The organism is Bradyrhizobium sp. USDA 4503 (genome assembly GCF_054055815.1).
Genome location: NZ_JBSRXS010000001.1, coordinates 942,839 through 961,205, shown reverse-complemented (window position 1 = coordinate 961,205; position 18,367 = coordinate 942,839). Strand labels below are relative to the sequence as shown.

Sequence of the window (18,367 nt, the reverse complement as noted above, 5' to 3'; positions counted from 1 at the left end):
GCAAAACGGTGGACTAGTTCTAGAGTCCTACTAATTGGTCACGCGCTGCACGATCACGGAAGCGTTTGTGCCGCCGAAACCGAAGGAATTGGACAGCGCCACATTGACGTCACGCTTGCGCGACGTATGCGGCACAAGATCGATCGCCGTTTGCACCGACGGACTGTCGAGATTGATGGTCGGCGGCACCACGTTATCGCGAATCGCCAGGATCGCGAAGATCGCCTCGATCGCGCCGGCCGCACCGAGCAGATGTCCGGTGGCGGACTTGGTCGACGACATCGATACCTTCGAGGCCGCATTGCCGAGCAGACGCTCGACCGCGCCGAGCTCGATCTCGTCGCCGACCTGGGTCGAGGTGCCGTGCGCATTGATGTAGTCGAGATCGGATGCCGCGAGGCCGGCGCGCTTCAGCGCCATGGTCATGCTGCGGAAGCCGCCATTGCCGTCCGGCGGCGGCGAGGTGATGTGGAAGGCATCGCCCGACAGGCCATAGCCGGTGACCTCGGCATAGATCTTCGCGCCGCGGCGCTTCGCGTGCTCGTATTCCTCCAGCACGAGGACGCCGGCGCCCTCGCCCATCACGAAGCCGTCGCGATCCTTGTCGTACGGCCGCGATGCCTTTTGCGGGGTCTCGTTGAAGCCGGTGGACAGCGCACGCGCCGCGCAGAAGCCGGCGATGCCGATGCGCGAGATCGGCGATTCGGCGCCGCCGGCGACCATCACCTCGGCGTCGCCGAGCGCGATCAGCCGCGCCGCGTCGCCGACCGCATGCGCGCCGGTCGAGCACGCCGTGACCACTGCATGATTGGGCCCCTTCAGGCCGTGCTCGATCGAGACGTAGCCGGAGGCCAGATTGATCAGGCGGCCCGGAATGAAGAACGGAGAGACCCTGCGCGGTCCGCGCTCCTTCAGCAGCACCGCAGTCTCGGCAATGCCGGTGAGGCCGCCGATGCCGGAGCCGATCATCGTGCCGGTGGCGAACTGGTCCTCGTCCGACTTCGGATGCCAGTCGGCATCGTCCAGCGCCTGCTTGGCCGCGCACATCGCATAGACGATGAAGTCGTCGACCTTGCGCTGGTCTTTCGGCTCCATCCACTGATCGGGATTGAAGGTGCCGCCAGTGCCGTCGCCACGCGGAATGTAGCAGGCGACCTGGCTCGGCAGGTCGGACACGTCGAACGTGTCGATCTTCTTGCCGCCGCTGTCTCCGGCGAGGATGCGCGCCCAAGTTGCGTCAACGCCGCAGCCGAGCGGTGTAAGCATGCCCAGCCCCGTGACGACAACTCGTCTCATTTCCACCTCTCCGGCCAGCAATGCGCGGCTGATAATAAGAAGCCGGGGGACCGCTCGATCACGGTCCGTCCGGCCCCGTCAACTTCGCGATCGGCGTCAGCTCTTCGCGTTCTTCTCGAGAAACTTGGTCGCGTCGCCAACGGTCAGAATCGTCTCCGCCGCGTCGTCGGGAATCTCGCAACCGAATTCTTCTTCGAATGCCATCACGAGCTCGACGGTGTCGAGGCTGTCGGCGCCGAGGTCATCGATGAAGCTCGCGCTATCGACCACCTTCTCGGGTTCGACACCAAGGTGCTCGACCACAATCTTCTTAACCCGCTCGCCAATCTCACTCATCGTTCAACCTCGTTGTTCCATTGGACCCGACCCCAAGACGATACGAGCCATCGTGGTCGTCTCGATTACTCAGTCGCGCATAGTCTTGATTCGGCCCGGTCGTAGCCGATTAAAGCCCCGGCGAACGGCAGGCGTCGCCACGCCAATATACAGGGTTTCAAAATCCTGCAATGGCGTTCTTCGCCCATCCACGGGGGCTTCAGCTACCATACTTCCAAAGCCTTGACTACACGCCTGAACCGGCTCCCGAAAACGGCTTTTCGCCGCATTGCGAGAGGCGGCCAGTAGCTCAAATCATAGCCATCCCGCCGTTGACGTGGATCGTCTGTCCGGTGACGTAGGCGGCCTCGTTCGAGGCCAGATAGACCGCCGCGGCCGCGATGTCCTCGGGCGTTCCGAGCCGCGCCGCAGGAACCTTCGCCAGGATGGATTCGCGCTGCTTGTCGTTGAGCGCATCGGTCATCGGCGTCTTGATGAAACCCGGCGCGATGCAATTGGCGGTCACGCCGCGCTTGGCGTATTCGGCGCCCAGCGTCTTGATCAGGCCGATGATGCCGGCCTTCGACGCGGTGTAGTTGCCCTGCCCCGGATTGCCGGTGACGCCGACGATCGAGGTGATCGCGATGATGCGGCCGAAGCGCTTGCGCATCATCAGTTTGGTCGCCGCGCGCGCCAGGCGGAACGTCGCGGTCAGGTTGACCGCGATCACGTCGTCCCAATCCTCGTCGCGCAGCTGCACGAACAGGTTGTCGCGGGTGATGCCGGCGTTGGCGATCAGGATGTCGACCTGTCCCATCGCAGCTTCCGCTGCCGGCACCAGCGCCTCGACATCATCCTTGCTGGAGAGATTGCACGGCAGGACATGCACGCGCGCGCCGAGCTTGGCCGCAAAGCCGTCCAGCACCTCGCGCCGCGTCCCCGAGATCGCTACCGTTGCGCCCTGCGCATGCAGCGCCTGCGCAATCGCGCCGCCGATGCCGCCGGTTGCGCCCGTGACGAGCGCCGTCTTGCCAGTCAGATCAAACATCGAATTCTCCTTCCGGCTGCTTCAAGCCGAAGCCGCGAGCGCGTCCTTGGCCGCAGCGATATCGTTCGGACCGCCGACGGACACGCCGACCGCGCCGTCGGCAATGCGCTTGACGAGGCCGCTCAGCACCTTGCCGGCGCCGATCTCGAAGAACCGCGTCACGCCCTGCCCTGCCATATAGGCAACCGACTCGCGCCAGCGCACGGTGCCCGTGACCTGCTCGATCAGGCGGCGGCGGATCTCGTCGGGATCGGTGATGGCGGAGGCCAGCACGTTGGAGACCAGCGGCGCCGCGGGCGCCTTGATGGTCACCCCCGACAGCGCCTCTGCCATCGCATCGGCCGCCGGCTGCATCAGCTTGCAATGGAACGGCGCCGACACCGGCAGCAGCATGGCGCGCTTGGCGCCCTTGGTCTTGGCGATTTCGACCGCGCGATCGACGGCGGCCTTGTCACCGGAGACCACCACCTGGCCGCCGCCATTGTCGTTGGCGGCCTGGCAGACTTGTCCCTGCGCCGCCTCGTTGGCGACCGCCACGGCGGTTTCGTAATCGAGACCGAGCAGTGCGGCCATCGCACCGACGCCGACCGGCACCGCCTTCTGCATCGCGAGCCCGCGGGTGCGGAGCAGCCGCGCGGTGTCGCTGACGGAGAGGCTCCCGGCGGCGGCCAGCGCCGAATACTCGCCGAGCGAGTGTCCGGCAACAAAGGCCGCATTGCGGCCGACCGAAAAGCCGGCCTCGCTCTCGAGCACGCGCAATGTGGCGATCGACACTGCCATCAGGGCGGGCTGGGCATTTTCGGTGAGCTGCAATGTCTCGCCGGGACCATCCCAGATGATCGCGGTCAGCTTCTCGCCCAGCGCGGAATCGACCTCGTCGAACACCGCCCTGGCCGCCGGAAAGGCGTCGGCCAGGGCCTTGCCCATGCCAACCGCCTGCGAGCCCTGCCCGGGAAACGTAAATGCTGCCGTCATCGGCGATCCCTACCTTGTTGAGCGTGATCTCCGCGCAGGCGCTTTACGCCTGCCGCAGGGGAAAACGGTATCCGCGTCGCGCAAAACGCGCCACAGCGGGTCCGGGCCAATCCCTTGCAACCAAGCCTTGGCAATCAGGCCTTGGCAACCAAGCCTTGGCAGCCCAGGCTTGGCAGCCCAGCCTTGCAACCGGCCCCGGACCGGGCCGTAAGACACTGACGGAGGCGGTGCTGTCAAGCCGCGCCAGAGGAACCCTGGGGATGCCGGTCCCGGCTCCGGGCTAGTGTCCCGAATCCGAAGTGCGCATCATTTGCCGCACCTTCGGAGCGAACTTCGGATTCGATAAGGACACTAGCAAACTTATGATTCTAGTGTGCTTTATGAATGCGAAGTTCGTGAAAGTAGCTGCCGCGAAATCGCACGAACTTCGCATTCAGCACACTAGAACCCGCCGGCATTCTGGTCGGCGTTAACCTCGGCGCCGGCCCTCGCCCGGCGTGCGCTGTTGACCAGCTGGCCCGGACGATCCTCGTTGGCGGGCCTGGCGGTCTCCAGCCGCAGCACGGCGGCGTAGCCCGGCTGCACTTCCATCCGGCCGGCATAGCGGCTTTCGCTGAGGATGCGGTGGACGCGCGGCAGGTTGTAGCAGGGCACGTAGAACAGCAGGTGATGCTCGAGGTGATAGTTCACGTAGTACGGCGCGATGAAGAGACGCTCAAGGACATTGGCCCGCGTGGTGCGGGTGTTGCGCAGGGGATCGGAGCTGTCGGGCACGACGGCGTGTTCGGCAATGTTGCGGATGCGCGTGATCACCATCATCCAGGTCAGCAGCGGCACCAGCCACAACAGCGGATAGGCCCACCACACGCCGGCGGCGGCGAGGCCCGCGAACAGCAAGGCGTTGGTGACGCATTGCGGCCCGAGCTTCTGCCAGAAGTTGGCGGCGCGCCGCGACAACGGCCACTCCTTCGGCCCGATCGCATTGAGCAATTGCGCCTTGCGCTGCTGGTAGCCGGTCTGCCCGGTGATATCGCGGAAGAACTTCCGGCGGTAGCTCAGCTTCGTGATCGGAAACGGCGCCGACAGCACGAGATCGGGATCATCCTCCTGCTGCGTCCGCGCATGATGCTGCAGATGATAGCGGCGATAGCCGCGGGTCTCCGCGAAGATCGGATAGGCGCAGAACCACTGGCTCAGCGTCAGGTTGGTCCTCTCGTCCGCCGACAGACAGCCGTGCGCCCCGTCATGCATCAGGATCGCAAGCCCGAGCTGGCGCGAGCCGATGATCGCAACGGCGAGCAGATAGGTCAGCGGATTGGGCCACCACGCGACCAGCGCGATCGCGCCCAGGATCAGCGCCCAGGCATGCACGATCAGGGCTGCGCCCTTCCACGTCGTGCGCTCGCGCACCGCAACCAATTCGTCCTCGGTGAGGAAATCGCGGGCTCGCATGCGAAGCGCGGTCATGTGCCTGTCTCGCCGTCCGTTGAGGATGAAGTGTCGTGATCGCCGACCAGGCGCAGCCGCGTCCCGTCATTGGCCGACGTCGAAGTTGATGTCGCCTGCTCGCCGAGCGCGCGCAGCAATTCGCGGCACATCTCGTCGGCAGCGCGGCCCATCGCAAAACCTTCGACGATCACGCCGATCGCGATCGCCCAGAACCGCCGCGAGCTCTCCTCGGGCGCGCGCAGCGAGCGCCAGCCGTGCCGCTCGACCTGGCCCGCATAGGCGCGCGCGCCCTCGCTGTGCAGACGTTCGATGGTGCGCTCGACGAGGGGCGCGAGGTCCTGCCGGCGCCGCGTGAGGGTCAAGGCCTCCGCGAAGAAAGCGACCGTGTCGGTCGCGGTCACGGTCTCGGCCAAAGCGTGGGTGTAGTCGCGCGGGGTGTGGGCATTCAGGGCGGCCTGCTCGGTCGCGCGCGCGAGATAGAGCATGTCGCGGCTGGCCGCTTCGACGAACAGCGCTTCCTTGGTGCGGAAGTAATAGGTGATCTGGCTCGGAAAGGCGTCCGCGGCCGCGGCGATATCGGAGATCGATGTGCCCGAGAGCCCGCGTTCCTTGAACAGGCGGCTGGCGGCATCGAGCAGCAGCGAGCGCATCTTGCGCCCCGCCGACCGCGTCGCGCGGACCGCATGCTTCGGATCGGGCGCAGACATGCCGCTGGCGGTCTCCGAACCCATATCTCGTCCTCCCAAAGATGTTTGTATGACATACAAACAAAGAAATCAACGGGAAATCACCCGAGGTTGCGTCAAACGGCCTGGAGGGCCACGACACCTCGCACATCCGGGGGCCGAGAACCCTTGCTTTCGCGGCCAAAATCCGTATAAGCGCGCCATTCGTGGGCTCCGGCCGGGAGCTGAACGGACGGTCTCAGCAAATTCACCCGTTGATTTTGATGTGGCAGGGCCAGTCGGCCCGTCGTCCCGTGCTCCCGCCTTCTGAGCAGCTCGAGTCCTTTCCGAAGGTCTCGAAGGGCTTGTCGCCGGAAACCGCGCCAACACAGGAAAGGACAACCATGCCTCTTTATGAGCATGTTTTTCTCGCGCGTCAGGATGCGAGCACCCAGCAGGTGGATGAACTGACGGCCCAGATGACGGGGATCGTCGAACAGGGCGGCGGCAAGGTCACCAAGACCGAGAGCTGGGGCGTGCGCTCCCTCACCTACCGCATGAACAAGAACCGCAAGGCGCATTTCGTGCTGATGAACATCGACGCACCGTCGGCTGTCGTCACCGAGATCGAACGTCAGGAGCGGATCAACGAAGACGTCATCCGCTATCTCACCGTGCGCGTCGAAGAGCACGAGGAAGGCCCGTCCGCGATGATGCGCAAGGCCGACCGTGACCGCGAGCGCGATGACCGTGGTGGTGGCTTCCGTGGCGACCGCGAAGGCGGCTTCCGTGGTGACCGCGATGGTGGCGGTTTCCGTGGCGACCGGGGCCCGCGCCGTCCGCGCGAAGAAGAAGCTGCGACCGAGGAGTAATGAATCATGGCTGATGCTGGTGCCCGCCGTCCGTTTTTCCGTCGTCGCAAGTCCTGCCCGTTCACGGGCGCGAATGCGCCGAAGATCGACTACAAGGATTCCAAGCTGCTGATGCGTTACGTCTCCGAGCGCGGCAAGATCGTGCCGAGCCGCATCACGGCCGTGTCCGCCAAGAAGCAGCGTGAGCTCGCCCGCGCCATCAAGCGCGCGCGCTTCCTCGGCTTGCTGCCTTACGTGATCAGGTAATCGTTTCCGGCCGGCGGCATACGTCGCCGGCCGCTCATTCTCATAAGGCTTCCGGGTCGTCCGGTCGCCGATGGTTGGGGTTCTCGATGCAGGACCCCTAACCGCTCGAAGGGGGCGGGACAGCTGATGATCGGAATATTCACCGTTGCACTCGCAGCCGGCGCCGCGTCGGCGCTGATGTTCGCCTCGATCAGTTCGGGCGCGGCGATCTCGATATTGCTGTTCTATCTCGCACCGCTGCCGATCATGGTGGCGGCGCTCGGCTGGGGCCCCCTCGCCGCCGCTATTGGTGGAGTGGGTGCGGCATCCGTGCTCGGCACGCTCTTCGGCCTTCCCTACAGCATCGCGTTTGCCATGATGGTCGCCGTGCCCGGCTGGTGGCTCGGCCACCTCGCCCTGCTCGGACGGCCGGTCGCGGGCGAAGCCGGCGACAGCGCCAAGCAGCAGCAGCCAGCGATTGAATGGTACCCCGTCGGCCGCATCCTGCTCTGGATTGCAGCCTTCGCCATCGTTACCACGACCGCCGCGCTGCTCACGCTCGGCACCGATACCGACACGATCACCGGCACGTTGCGGCGCGGCCTGCTCAAGATGCTCAGCGCCGGCGAAGCGCAGCCCAGCGGTGACATCGAACGGCTGGTCGACGCGTTGGTGATCTTCGCGCCGCTCGCGGCGACCATCATCGCCATGGTGACGCTGACGCTGAACCTTTGGCTCGCCGGCAAGATCACGCAAACCTCCGGGCGGTTGAACCGGCCGTGGCCGGATTTCCGCACCACGGCGCTTCCCGCCGTGACGTTGGTCGCGCTGCTGGCGGCTGTCGCCGTCAGCTTCATCGGCGGCATGCTTGCGCTGCTGGCGCAGATCGTCACCGCGGCACTCGTAATCGCCTATGCGCTGGTCGGCTTCGCCGTTCTGCACACCTTGACGCTGTCGCTCACCAATCGCGGCTTCTGGCTCGGTGGCATCTATGCGGTCGTCGTCATGTTCGGCTGGCCGATCGTGGCGATGTTCGCGCTCGGCATCGCCGACGCCGTGTTCGGGCTGCGCCAGCGCTATCTGCAGACAAGACCGCCGCCTTTGCCCGCGGCTTGAGATTCGATCCAACCACTTAAACCCGTACTTTGCATCTAAAGGAGAACGAAAATGGAAGTCATTCTGCTCGAACGCGTTGCCAAGCTTGGCCAAATGGGCGAAGTCGTGCGCGTCAAGGACGGGTTCGCCCGCAACTTCTTGCTGAAGCGCGGCAAGGCGCTGCGCGCCACCGAGGCGAACCGCGCCAAGTATGATGGCATGAAGGCCGAGCTCGAGGCCAACAACGTCCAGGCCAAGGGCGAAGCCGCCAAGGTCGCCGAGAAGATCGACGGCCGCGACATCGTCATCATCCGCCAGGCCTCCGAATCCGGCCAGCTGTTCGGCTCGGTGACGGTGCGCGACATCGTCGCCGCGCTGGCTGCCGACGGCGTGACGGTGTCGCGCCCGCAGGTCTGGCTCGACTCGCCGATCAAGGTGATCGGCGCGCAGAAGGTGACGATCGCCGTCCACCCCGAGGTCGAGACCAGCGTCACCGTGACGGTCGCCCGCTCCGCCGAAGAGGCCGAGCGGATCAAGCGCGGCGAGGACATCTCGACCCGCCAGGAAGACCAGGACGCTGCCGCCGAGGCGCTCGCCGCCGCCGGCGAATTCTTCGATCCGGAAGCCCAGCACGACGAGGAAGCCGCGCCGGCTCCGGCCGCCGAAGAGAAGTAAGCTTCTCTCCATCGTCCAACCGACTAAACGCTACGAAGCCCGGCCTCGATCAGGCCGGGCTTTGGATTCGTGCCGCCGCCTTGTCGTCGAGCATGGCGATCGACGCCAATGCGGTCGCGGTGTGCTTCTCCTTGCCGTCGATGACGCAGAACACGTCGGCTGCAACGACGGCGACCTGACGTCCCGGCTTGATCACGCGCGCCCGGCAGATCAGACGATCGCCCGAGGCCGGCGACAGCAGGTTCAGCTTGTATTCCGCCGTCAGCGCCGGCTGGCCGCGCGACGTCGCCGCTGCGATCGTGGTGGCGTTGTCGACCAAAAACGCCGTCACTCCGCCGTGAAACAGGCCATGCTGCTGCAACAGCTCCGGCCGGCGGTCGACCGCGAGCGTGCAGGTGCCGCGCGACAGCTCGGCTACCTCGGCACCGACAAAACCCATGAAGCCCTGCCGGCCGACATTGTCGCGAATTCGCGTCGCGATCGGTGCAAAGTCCGGATCGGTCTCGCTCATGAAGTCTCTCCTGTTCGTTCTGGCGCACCCGGCGCCACCACCGCGCGGACCGCGCAGGCGATCAGCGTCTCGACCTGTTCGCGCGGATCGCCGGTATGGCGGCCCGATAGCCAGGCGCGGCAGAAGATCTGCGCCGGCCCGACGATCTGGCTGAAGAACAGCACGGCGCTCATCGGCAGCAATTCGCCGCGCGCGAGCAGTGGCGCGCGCCAGCGCTCGATGCCATCGGTGAGCCGCGAATTCTCGCTGCGCTGCGCGCCGCGCACCTCCTCGCCCCACTCGCTGCGCGAAATCTCGAACAGGAAGCGCGCCTCGCGCCGGTTGCTCACGACCCAATCGAGATGGGCGTGGATCAGCCGCTCAACGCCCTCGCCCGCCCCGCAGCTGGCGTCGACCGAGCTGATGATGGCGGCGTGATAGGCCTGCAGGATTTCCAGGAACAGGGTGCCGGCGAGCGCCTTCTTCGAGGTGAAGAAGTGGAAGAAGCTGCCGTTGGACGCGCGGGCGCGGGAGCGAATCTCGGCCACCGTCGCGCCCTCAAATCCGTCGCGGTCGAACACCGCCAGTCCCGCTGCCAGCAGATCTTCGCGCGCCGTGCTCAAGTCGTCCTCCTGATTAGATTAACACTCTAGAGCACCGCTCTAATGATGGTCAAACAAATACGCCGGACCTTGCGGCCCGGCGTTGGCGATTACTTCGAGGTCGGAGCTTCGGGCGGGCCGGAGCCTGGCGTCGTGGGCGGTGGCGGCGGCGGCGCCGTCGCAGTCACCGGCGGCGCGGCTGGCGCCGGAGCGGGAGATGCGGCTGCTGCCGGCTCGGACGCCGCAGGCGCAGCCGCGGCAGGCGCCGGTGTGACCTGCGGAACCGGATCGGATCGCACGGCAGCCGGCTCGCCGCCGCCATTGCTCTTGGGTGCGTCGACCTTTGCCGTGTCGGGCTCGGCGGCAGGCTTTGCCGGCTTCTCGGCTTCACCCTTGTCATCATGCCGGGTGGATGTCTTGGGGTCTGTCTTGGGCTCGTCGCTGGTCGCCGCGCCCTTGGGCGCCTCCTCGGACTTCGGCTCCTCGACGGGCTTGCCGCGACGGCCGTGCTTCTGACGCGACGGCTTGCCCTCGCCCAAGGCCTGCGGCGTCTGGCCGTCATCCGGCTTCGCGCCTTCCGGCGTCTCGCTCGGGCGGGCCATCCGCTTGCCGCGGTGAGCTGGACGTCCTTCGGGATTCAAGCCATCGCCATCGGGTTTGGCCCCTTCCTGCGGCGCGGCATCCTGGTGCCGTCGGCGGGCCGGACGCTCGGACGGCTGCTCCGGGGACTGGTTCGCCTCCTGCCTGCCTTCCCTACCGCCCTTAGTCCCCTTGGGCTGATCCTTGGCCTGGTAGCGCGGGTCGTTGGCACCATTCGAAATCAGATAGGAGGCAAGCACGCCGGCCATGTCGCTGGACGTCGTGTAGTGCTGGCGCAGGAAGCCCGGCAGCGAACCGGCCGGGACCGATTTCAGCAGGCCGCGCGGGCTCTTGTGGCAAGCTGCGCAGGTGCTTGCGAAGATCTGGGAGGGGCTCTTGCCGGCCTCGAGGTTTTGCGCCTGCGCCGATACGGCTGACAGGCAGCCAATCAGAAGCGCCACCGTCGCCAGACTGAGGGCTCGGCTCAACATTCCTTAAGTCTCCCGATTCCGGAAAAATCGCCGCCAGCGCCTGATGGATCGGCCGCGGCGGTCACCTTTTAGCCGATTATCGCGCGAATGGAAGCGCGCCCATGACGCATCCACGCAATTGTCACATTTTGGAATATCGGCTTTGACCACAACGCTATAGCGCGATCTAATTCCCTGCCTATCTTGAGGTTGGGGACACATTGGAGTGATCAACTCCGGTGGTGTCGGTGTGCAGCTTGCCGTTCCGTTGGTGTTTCGATGGACCGATTGTTGCGATACTTCTTGGGGCGCTTCATCCGCCGCGGTTCGATCACGTTCACGACCGCGAGCGGCGCTCAGTTCATCTGCGGTGATGGCACGGGTGTACCGGTCGCCGTGCGCTTCATGACGCGAGGGGCGGAACTCCGCATCCTAGTCGATCCCGAGCTTTATCTCGGCGAAGCCTTCATGGACGGCACGTTCGTGGTGGAGCAAGGCACCGTCGCCGACGTGCTGGCGGTCCTGATGGGTCAGGCAGCCATGCTGCCGAACTTTGCCAGGCTGCAGGCCTGGGTACGCTTCCTCGGACGCCGCGCCCAGCAGATCAATATGCGCGGCCGATCCAGAAGCAATGTCGCCCGTCATTACGATCTCGACGGCCGCCTCTATTCCCTCTTCCTCGACGCGGACAAGCAATACAGCTGCGCCTATTTCGAGACGCCGGACGCGACGCTGGACGATGCCCAGCTCGCCAAGAAGCGTCACCTCGCCGCAAAACTCCTGATCAAGCCCGGGCACCGCATCCTCGACATCGGTTCCGGCTGGGGTGGCCTTGGGCTCTATCTCGCCGAGATGAGCGGCGCCGACGTCACCGGCGTCACGCTGTCGACCGAGCAGCTGCAAATTTCCAACGCCCGGGCGGCGGAGCGGAACCTGGCGCAATCGGCGCGCTTCCTGCTGCAGGACTATCGCGACATCCCCGGGCCGTTCGACCGCATCGTCTCGGTCGGCATGTTCGAGCATGTCGGGGTCGCCTACTATGAAACCTTCTTCGCGCGCTGCGCCGAACTGCTGAGCGACGACGGTGTCATGGTGCTGCACTCGATCGGCCGCTCGACCGGCCCCGACGTCACCAGCCCCTGGATCCGGAAATACATCTTCCCCGGCGGCTACATTCCGGCGCTGTCCGAGGTCATGCCGGCGATCGAGAAGGCCGGATTGCTGATCTGCGACATGGAGATCCTCCGCCTGCACTATGCCGAGACGCTGAAGGCATGGCGCGAGCGCTTCATGGCGCGGCGCGAGGAGGCCGTGCGGCTCTACGACGAGACCTTTGCCCGGATGTGGGAATTCTACCTGGCTGCGTCGGAGATGTCGTTCCGCGTGCAGAACATGATGAACTTCCAGCTCCAGCTCACCAAGCGCCAGGGCATCGTCCCGATAACCCGCGACTATATCGGCGGCGAAGAAGCCCGCCTGCGGCTGAAGGAGGCCGGCGCGACCAAGCCCCGGCTGCAACTCGCCGGCGAATAGGTCTGAAGGAACGGGTGCTGCTAGTTGCGCAGGCTGTAGGCCGACCCGCAATGGCCAAAGGTCGGCGCCGGACGCGCCAGATGGGCCGCGGCGGCCGAAATCAAGCTGGCATCGCAGGGAACATTGCGGACCTCGGGACGCGCCGCCTGCTCCATGGCATCGACAAGCGCCGCCAGCCAGCGGCGGTCCATGCCATCTGCCCGGCCAAGCCTTGATCGCGCTGTCTGAAACTCTCGAGCCATCGCCGCCGTATCTTGCCTGAGCGTAGACAACCTGGAATCCGCCGGGTCGTTCCCGCGAACCTGCCGCAAAAAAAGTGCGGCGCATGTGATCTGCTTCACAGAGGTCTGTCCCGGACTGTCGTAGTGGTCCGGAATGACCCGAGAAACACACCAGACGATGTTGGACCCGCAGCGCGATATCGCGACTGACTACGCCCTGATCGCCACTGGCGTGGTGGCCGCCTTGATCGCGCTGGCCTTCCTCATCCTGGTCTGAGAAATCGACGCCAACAGCCGCCTCGCCTCTCCATGGGTCCGCTCGCCTGGCAAAAGGTTCAGGCGGCGTCCAATTTTTGCCAACGACCGTGCTGATCGGCCGGCTCCCGCCCGGTTTCGGACAAAACCCCAGTCAAGCGGAATGCATCCGGCTGTTTCGGATTCACACCTCGCGTTGTGTGAATCGTGCATAAGAAACATCCGTCCTTTCGCTTCGTGCCGGGCTGGCGCTTCATCGCCGCCCCACAGCCGAAAATCTCAGTAACGACGAAATCAGAAGAATAAGCTCGTCCATGGCCTTAATTGATTCGAACGTCCACAAGCTCGCGCCCGACGCCGCATCCCCGGCCTACCGAAGTGCGCCGCACAACATCGAAGCGGAACAGGGCCTGCTGGGCGCGATCCTGGTCAATAACGACGCCTTCTACCGGGTCTCCGATTTCCTGGAGCCGAAGCACTTCTTCGAAACCATCCATCAGCAAATCTATGAGACCGCCGGAAGCCTGATCCGGATGGGCAAGGTCGCGAACCCCGTGACCCTGAAGACGTTCCTGCCGGCCGAGCTCGACATCGGCGGCATGACGGTCGGCCAGTACCTCGCCCGGCTTGCCGCCGAAGCGACCACCATCATCAACGCGCAGGACTACGGACGCACCGTTTACGATCTCAGCCTGCGCCGCAACCTGATCCAGATCGGCGAGGACATCGTCAACGTCGCCTATGACGCGCCGGTCGACTTCGCGCCGCGCGCCCAGATCGAGGATGCCGAGCGGCAGCTCTACGGCCTTGCTGAAACCGGCCGCTATGACGGCGGCTTCCAGCGCTTCGCGCAGGCACTGACGATCGCCGTCGACATGGCGGCGAAGGCGTTCCAGCGCGACGGCAAGCTGTCGGGCATTTCGACCGGTCTGCGCGACCTCGACGCCAAGATGGGCGGCCTGCAGCCGTCCGACCTCATCATCCTCGCCGGCCGTCCCGGCATGGGCAAGACATCGCTCGCCACCAACATCGCCTACAACATCGCCAAAGCCTATGTGCCGGAAGTCCAGGCGGACGGCACCACCAAGGCAGTCAATGGCGGCTGTGTCGGCTTCTTCTCCTGCGAAATGAGCGGCGAACAGCTCGCCACCCGTATTCTCGCCGAGCGCACCGGCATCCCCTCGAGCTCGATCCGTCGCGGCGGCATCTCCGAGCTCGATTTCGAGAAGATCCGCGACTGTTCGATCGAGCTGCAATCGCTGCCGTTCTACGTCGACGAAACCGGCGGTCTCTCGATCTCGCAGCTCACCGCGCGGGCGCGACGGCTCAAGCGCCAGAAGGGCCTCGACCTGATCGTGATCGACTATATCCAGCTGCTGCAGGGCTCGGGCAAACGCGGCAACGACAACCGCGTGCAGGAAATCACCGAGATCACCACCAACCTGAAGGCACTTGCCAAGGAACTGAACGTTCCGATCATCGCGCTGTCGCAGCTGTCGCGTCAGGTCGAAAACCGCGACGACAAGCGGCCGCAGCTGTCCGACCTGCGTGAATCCGGCTCGATCGAGCAGGACGCCGACGTCGTGATCTTCGTCTATCGCGAGGAATACTACCTCGCCAACAAGGAGCCGCGCGCGGGCACGCCGGAATATGAGAAGTGGCAGATGGACATGGACCTTGCCCACGGCAAGGCCGAAGTCATCATCGGCAAGCAGCGACACGGCCCGACCGGCACGGTCGATCTGCACTTCGAGGCCAGCGTCACGCGCTTCGGCGACCTCGCACCCGACGGTCAGGTTCCGGATCACGGCCACTGAGATCCGGACTCGGTTGAACGACGCAGGGCACCCGCGTACAACTGAGCCATGAACATCGTGACTGACGCGAAATCGCAGCTGACATCCGAGGCCAGTTTGCTGGCGGCCCACCCGACCGCCAGCGGTATCCTCACCATCGACCTCGACGCCATCATCGCCAACTGGCGCAAGCTCGAGAAGACCGCGGTGCCGGCCGAATGCGCCGCCGTGGTCAAGGCCAACGCCTATGGCTGCGGCGCCGAGCAGGTTGCGCGGGCGCTGGCCAAGGCCGGCTGCAAGACCTTCTTCGTCGCCAGCGTCGAGGAGGCCGCCGCGGTGCGCGCGGCCGCTCCCGAGGCGACGGTGTATTCGCTCGGCGGTTTTTTCCAGAACACCGGCGACGCCTACGCCAGGATCGACTGCAAGCCGGTGATCGGCGATCTCAACGAGCTCGCCGAATGGGACGTGTTCTGCCGCCGCTCCGGCTGGTCCGGCGGCGCCGGCATCCATATCGACACCGGCATGAACCGGCTGGGGCTCACGGTCAGCGAGGCACAGGGCATCATCCCGCGGATCAATGCCGGCGATCACGGCATCACGCTGGTCATGAGCCACCTCGCCTCCGCCGAATTGCTCAACAATCCCGCCAACGCCAAGCAGCTTGCGAGCTTCCGCGAGATCGCGAGCCTGTTCACTGGCGTGCCGGCCTCGCTGGCGAATTCTTCCGGCGTGTTTCTCGGCGCGCAATTCCAGTTCGAGATGGTGCGGCCGGGCTGCGCGCTCTATGGCGTCAATCCGACGCCGGAAGCCGACAACCCGATGCAGCAGGTGGTCGATCTCAAGGCGCGCGTCGTGCAGATCCGCAACATCGATCGCGGCGAGACCGTCGGCTATGGCGGCACCTGGACCGCGCGCCGGCCGACCCGGCTTGCGATCGTCGCCGCCGGCTATGCCGACGGCTATTTCCGCGCCGCCAGCGCCAATGACGGCACCCGCGGCGCCGAGGTCGTGGTCGCCGGCAAGCGCTGCCCGATCGCCGGCCGCGTCTCGATGGACCTGATCGCGGTCGATGTCACCGACCTCGACAAGAATGCCGTGCGGCGCGGCCACATGGTGACGCTGATCGGCGAAGGCATCACGGTCGACGAGGTCGCGCATCATTTCGGCACCATCGGCTACGAGGTGCTGACCAGCCTCGGCCGCCGCTTCGTGCGCATCTACAAGGGCGGCGATGCCGTCGCCGCGAGAAGCGACGCGGTCGCCGAGACGAGCGAGCCGGCTGCCACGCCCGCAGCACCGCCAGCCTTGCCAACAGCAGCGCCCGCTGCGCCGCCGCCACTGCCGGCCGCCGAGCCAACAGCGACGTCCACCTGACATGATCAAGGTTCGCGATTGCCGGTGCGCATGAAGATCGCGACCTTCAACATCAACAACGTCAACCGCCGCCTGCCCAACCTGTTGCGCTGGCTGAAATCAGCCAGGCCCGACATCGTCAGTCTGCAGGAGCTGAAGGCCAGCGACGCCGAGTTTCCCGCGGCCGCGATCGAGCAGGCCGGCTACGGCGCGGTGTGGCAGGGACAGAAGACCTGGAACGGCGTCGCCATCCTCGCGCGCAAGGCCGAGCCGGTGCTGATCCGCACCGCCCTGCCCGGCGGTGCCGGCGATCACGAAGCGCGCTACATCGAGGCCGCGGTGCGCGGCATCGTCGTCACCAGCCTCTATCTGCCGAACGGCAATCCGCAGCCCGGGCCGAAATTCGATTACAAGCTCGCCTGGTTCAAGCGGCTGCGCGCCCATGCCGCCAAGCTGCTCAAGCAGGACGTCCCGGTGGTGCTCGCCGGCGACTACAATGTCGCGCCGACGCCGTTCGACATCTACCCAACGCGGTCCTGGGACAAGGATGCGCTGATCCAGCCGAAGAGCCGCGCCGCCTTCAAGGCGCTGGTCGATCAGGGCTGGTGCGATGCGATCCGCGCCCTGCATCCGGACGCGCCGATGTTCACCTTCTGGGACTACAAGCGCCAGCGCTGGCCACGCGATGCAGGCCTGCGGCTCGATCATCTCCTGCTCAGCCCCGCAGTGGCGCCGCGCCTCGTGAAAGCCGGCGTCGACCGCGCCATCCGCGGCGAGGACGGCGCCAGCGATCACGCGCCGGCGTGGGTGGTGTTGAGGTGACGGGTTTGCGTGTCGCGCTCGCGCCACAATCACTCTGTCGTCCCTGCGAAAGCACTAGTGCATCTACACGTTTGTCGGGCCATTTGCGAGGATTTGGAAGCGGGCCATTCCGGTGTGGAAGGTGATTGGTCCAGGTGGACGGTGGGAGGCGTAGCCGGTCCATCCGCCGAGTTTTGCGATGATCCATGCCGCCCAAGCAAGGGTGTTGGGGCGATGGTGGTTTTTCTGAAGCTCGGTGCGACCTTTCATGGTTTTGTTGATGGCCCTGAGCGTCTCGATCTCTTCTGCGGTGAAGACAAATTCAGCCGGCAATTCTTCGCCACTGTTGCGGGCCTGAACGAGTTGAATGACGATACATGCCGCTCTGGTGGCGACCGCCACGAGCTTGATCAGGCCTTCGGCGCTCTCGATCTGACTATCCTCGATGCGCAAACCCTGGCTCTTCAGCGAGCGAAAGAGTTGCTCAATGATCCAGCGCTGGCGGTACCAGGAGACGATCTGCCAGGCGTCTTTAACGGTGGCGACCGGATGAGTGGTCAGGAGCAGCCAGCGAATGGGCTCCGCACCTCTCGGCGGATGCAACTCGACCACTTCTACGAAGCTGAGTTTGATGCCCTCCGCCAAGTCGGTGACGCCGGGCCTCTGCGGCCGCTTGAGCACGACGGTTCCGAAGCGCATCGAGAGATGGGCCTGCCGGCCGCGCCGATCCATTCGCTGCGGCAGATCGATCACCGCGTTGTCGCAGAAGCGGCTCCGCTCGACCGCCTGATAAAGTGTGTCGCCATCGACCAGCGCATGGTCGTGCATGGCACGCGACAGAAGATGGACATTCTCAGCTGGCGTCAGCGCCCAGTGAGCAAAGAAATCCCCCTCGCGGTCGTTGACGACGGTGATCATGCGGGCATCTGCCAGGACGTCGCGGCCTTGCTCGGCGGCCGTCACCCAGCGCGCCGACTCCTTGTCGGCCAAGGCGCGCCGCTCATGCGGGATTTTTACCTTGCCTTTGCGCGTCCAAACGTTGCCGCCAGTAAGGCCAAGACAGACCCCGCTATCGGCATCCACCGCCATCATCGCATGCAACAGCACGCCGCGAGCATTGCCCTTGCCGGCTTTGCCCAGCCCGCGCCGCCGTTCCGCCTGGGTCTGGAACTTGACCTCGCTCGTATCCTGGATCGCCAGCACATGACGCCCGCTGACCGCAGTCCGCGTCTGCGCGCTCCAGCCCTCAATCAATTTATCGATCGTGACTTGGGGGTTGTTCACAAACCGCCAGAACGCCATATTGGCAGCCCAATCGCCCCGGGCCATCTGGCGCAAGCAGACGCTGCGCGTGCAAAGCATAGCCCGGAGAAGCGTCGCCCCCTTTTGTCGAGACGAACGTCCCCGAACTCACCCAAAGACAAATCCGGCTGCATCGCTGGCGCTCCTTCGAATCAAAGCGCCAGTGAGAGAATCATACAACATGCTGCAGAGACGCCACTTCTTGCTGCACCGAGTCAATCTGTCGCGCCCCAAAACCGTGTAGACACGCTAGTGCGTTCGCAGGGACGACATAAAATGTGTTGCGCGGTCTGTGAGTCATACCTCCGCATTCTCGCGACATGATTTGTCCAAGTCTTGCTGCGCTGCGC

The 18,367-nt window shown here is 65.2% G+C and carries 20 protein-coding genes; 9 read left to right on the top strand and 11 right to left on the bottom strand.

The features are described from left to right. Positions 1–30: 30 nt before the first annotated feature. From fabF to ACVMIH_RS04560, 6 genes are all read right to left on the bottom strand, one after another. Entirely contained in the window at positions 31–1,296 is a 1,266-nt protein-coding gene (gene fabF, locus ACVMIH_RS04585; RefSeq protein ID WP_456827497.1) for a beta-ketoacyl-ACP synthase II, read from the bottom strand. A 96-nt stretch (positions 1,297–1,392) separates the two neighbouring features. After that, positions 1,393–1,632 (bottom strand): acyl carrier protein, encoded by a 240-nt coding sequence (locus ACVMIH_RS04580; protein WP_002716125.1) that lies wholly within the window; start codon positions 1,630–1,632, stop codon positions 1,393–1,395. Positions 1,633–1,921: 289 nt separating this feature from the next. Beyond that, positions 1,922–2,659: a 3-oxoacyl-[acyl-carrier-protein] reductase gene (gene fabG / locus ACVMIH_RS04575; RefSeq protein ID WP_141343070.1), complete on the bottom strand. Its 738-nt coding sequence runs from the start codon at positions 2,657–2,659 to the stop codon at positions 1,922–1,924. Positions 2,660–2,680: 21 nt separating this feature from the next. Next, the gene (gene fabD, locus ACVMIH_RS04570; protein ID WP_141343069.1) at positions 2,681–3,634 is read right to left on the bottom strand and encodes an ACP S-malonyltransferase; all 954 of its coding nucleotides are present in this window, start codon (positions 3,632–3,634) and stop codon (positions 2,681–2,683) included. A gap of 441 nt (positions 3,635–4,075) precedes the next feature. Next, complete coding sequence (locus ACVMIH_RS04565; protein WP_456860865.1) at positions 4,076–5,101, bottom strand: fatty acid desaturase family protein; 1,026 nt, start codon at positions 5,099–5,101, stop codon at positions 4,076–4,078. Then, positions 5,098–5,814 (bottom strand): TetR/AcrR family transcriptional regulator C-terminal domain-containing protein, encoded by a 717-nt coding sequence (locus tag ACVMIH_RS04560; RefSeq protein WP_141343068.1) that lies wholly within the window; start codon positions 5,812–5,814, stop codon positions 5,098–5,100. The genes ACVMIH_RS04565 and ACVMIH_RS04560 overlap by 4 nt, the downstream gene beginning before the upstream one ends. 338 nt (positions 5,815–6,152) lie before the next feature. Between ACVMIH_RS04560 and rpsF the strand changes: the two genes are divergently transcribed. From rpsF to rplI, 4 genes are all read left to right on the top strand, one after another. After that, on the top strand, positions 6,153–6,620 hold the full coding sequence (rpsF, locus tag ACVMIH_RS04555; RefSeq protein WP_026192679.1) for a 30S ribosomal protein S6: 468 nt from the start codon (positions 6,153–6,155) through the stop codon (positions 6,618–6,620). Between the two features lie 6 nt (positions 6,621–6,626). Continuing rightward, positions 6,627–6,866 (top strand): 30S ribosomal protein S18, encoded by a 240-nt coding sequence (gene rpsR / locus ACVMIH_RS04550; protein ID WP_016844287.1) that lies wholly within the window; start codon positions 6,627–6,629, stop codon positions 6,864–6,866. Positions 6,867–6,992: 126 nt separating this feature from the next. Then, positions 6,993–7,961, top strand: coding sequence for a hypothetical protein (locus ACVMIH_RS04545; protein ID WP_456860863.1), 969 nt, complete (start codon positions 6,993–6,995; stop codon positions 7,959–7,961). A 51-nt stretch (positions 7,962–8,012) separates the two neighbouring features. Then, a complete protein-coding gene (gene rplI, locus ACVMIH_RS04540; RefSeq protein WP_456860861.1) occupies positions 8,013–8,615 on the top strand; it encodes a 50S ribosomal protein L9 in 603 nt (200 codons plus the stop codon). A 49-nt stretch (positions 8,616–8,664) separates the two neighbouring features. Here rplI and ACVMIH_RS04535 read toward each other — a convergent pair whose 3' ends face one another. The 3 genes from ACVMIH_RS04535 to ACVMIH_RS04525 all read right to left on the bottom strand — a co-directional run bounded on the left by ACVMIH_RS04535 (position 8,665) and on the right by ACVMIH_RS04525 (position 10,777). Further along, entirely contained in the window at positions 8,665–9,126 is a 462-nt protein-coding gene (locus ACVMIH_RS04535) for a PaaI family thioesterase (protein ID WP_456860859.1), read from the bottom strand. Next, positions 9,123–9,728, bottom strand: a complete 606-nt coding sequence (locus ACVMIH_RS04530; RefSeq protein ID WP_057019874.1) for a TetR/AcrR family transcriptional regulator — start codon at positions 9,726–9,728, stop codon at positions 9,123–9,125. Before ACVMIH_RS04530 ends, ACVMIH_RS04535 begins: the two co-directional genes overlap by 4 nt. Before the next feature lie 89 nt (positions 9,729–9,817). Next, entirely contained in the window at positions 9,818–10,777 is a 960-nt protein-coding gene (locus tag ACVMIH_RS04525; protein ID WP_456860857.1) for a hypothetical protein, read from the bottom strand. A gap of 258 nt (positions 10,778–11,035) precedes the next feature. Here ACVMIH_RS04525 and ACVMIH_RS04520 point away from each other — a divergent pair, with 258 nt between their 5' ends. Continuing rightward, positions 11,036–12,289, top strand: a complete 1,254-nt coding sequence (locus ACVMIH_RS04520) for an SAM-dependent methyltransferase (RefSeq protein ID WP_057019872.1) — start codon at positions 11,036–11,038, stop codon at positions 12,287–12,289. Between the two features lie 20 nt (positions 12,290–12,309). Here ACVMIH_RS04520 and ACVMIH_RS04515 read toward each other — a convergent pair whose 3' ends face one another. Further along, on the bottom strand, positions 12,310–12,480 hold the full coding sequence (locus tag ACVMIH_RS04515) for a hypothetical protein (RefSeq protein ID WP_194295401.1): 171 nt from the start codon (positions 12,478–12,480) through the stop codon (positions 12,310–12,312). A gap of 184 nt (positions 12,481–12,664) precedes the next feature. On the opposite strand from ACVMIH_RS04515, the gene ACVMIH_RS04510 reads away from it, so the two are divergent. The 4 genes from ACVMIH_RS04510 (at position 12,665) to ACVMIH_RS04495 (ending at position 16,736) form a co-directional block, all read left to right on the top strand. Continuing rightward, positions 12,665–12,787 (top strand): hypothetical protein, encoded by a 123-nt coding sequence (locus tag ACVMIH_RS04510; RefSeq protein WP_256520498.1) that lies wholly within the window; start codon positions 12,665–12,667, stop codon positions 12,785–12,787. 292 nt (positions 12,788–13,079) lie between these two features. Then, on the top strand, positions 13,080–14,582 hold the full coding sequence (locus ACVMIH_RS04505; protein ID WP_057019871.1) for a replicative DNA helicase: 1,503 nt from the start codon (positions 13,080–13,082) through the stop codon (positions 14,580–14,582). Positions 14,583–14,630: 48 nt separating this feature from the next. Continuing rightward, positions 14,631–15,935 carry an alanine racemase gene (alr, locus tag ACVMIH_RS04500; RefSeq protein ID WP_456784724.1) on the top strand — a complete coding sequence of 435 codons (1,305 nt, stop codon included), beginning with the start codon at positions 14,631–14,633 and terminating at the stop codon, positions 15,933–15,935. A gap of 30 nt (positions 15,936–15,965) precedes the next feature. Further along, positions 15,966–16,736: an exodeoxyribonuclease III gene (locus tag ACVMIH_RS04495; RefSeq protein WP_456785640.1), complete on the top strand. Its 771-nt coding sequence runs from the start codon at positions 15,966–15,968 to the stop codon at positions 16,734–16,736. A 63-nt stretch (positions 16,737–16,799) separates the two neighbouring features. Here the strand turns inward: ACVMIH_RS04495 and ACVMIH_RS04490 are convergent, their stop codons facing one another. Next, positions 16,800–18,044 carry an IS4 family transposase gene (locus ACVMIH_RS04490; protein ID WP_456866381.1) on the bottom strand — a complete coding sequence of 415 codons (1,245 nt, stop codon included), beginning with the start codon at positions 18,042–18,044 and terminating at the stop codon, positions 16,800–16,802. Positions 18,045–18,367: the final 323 nt, after the last annotated feature.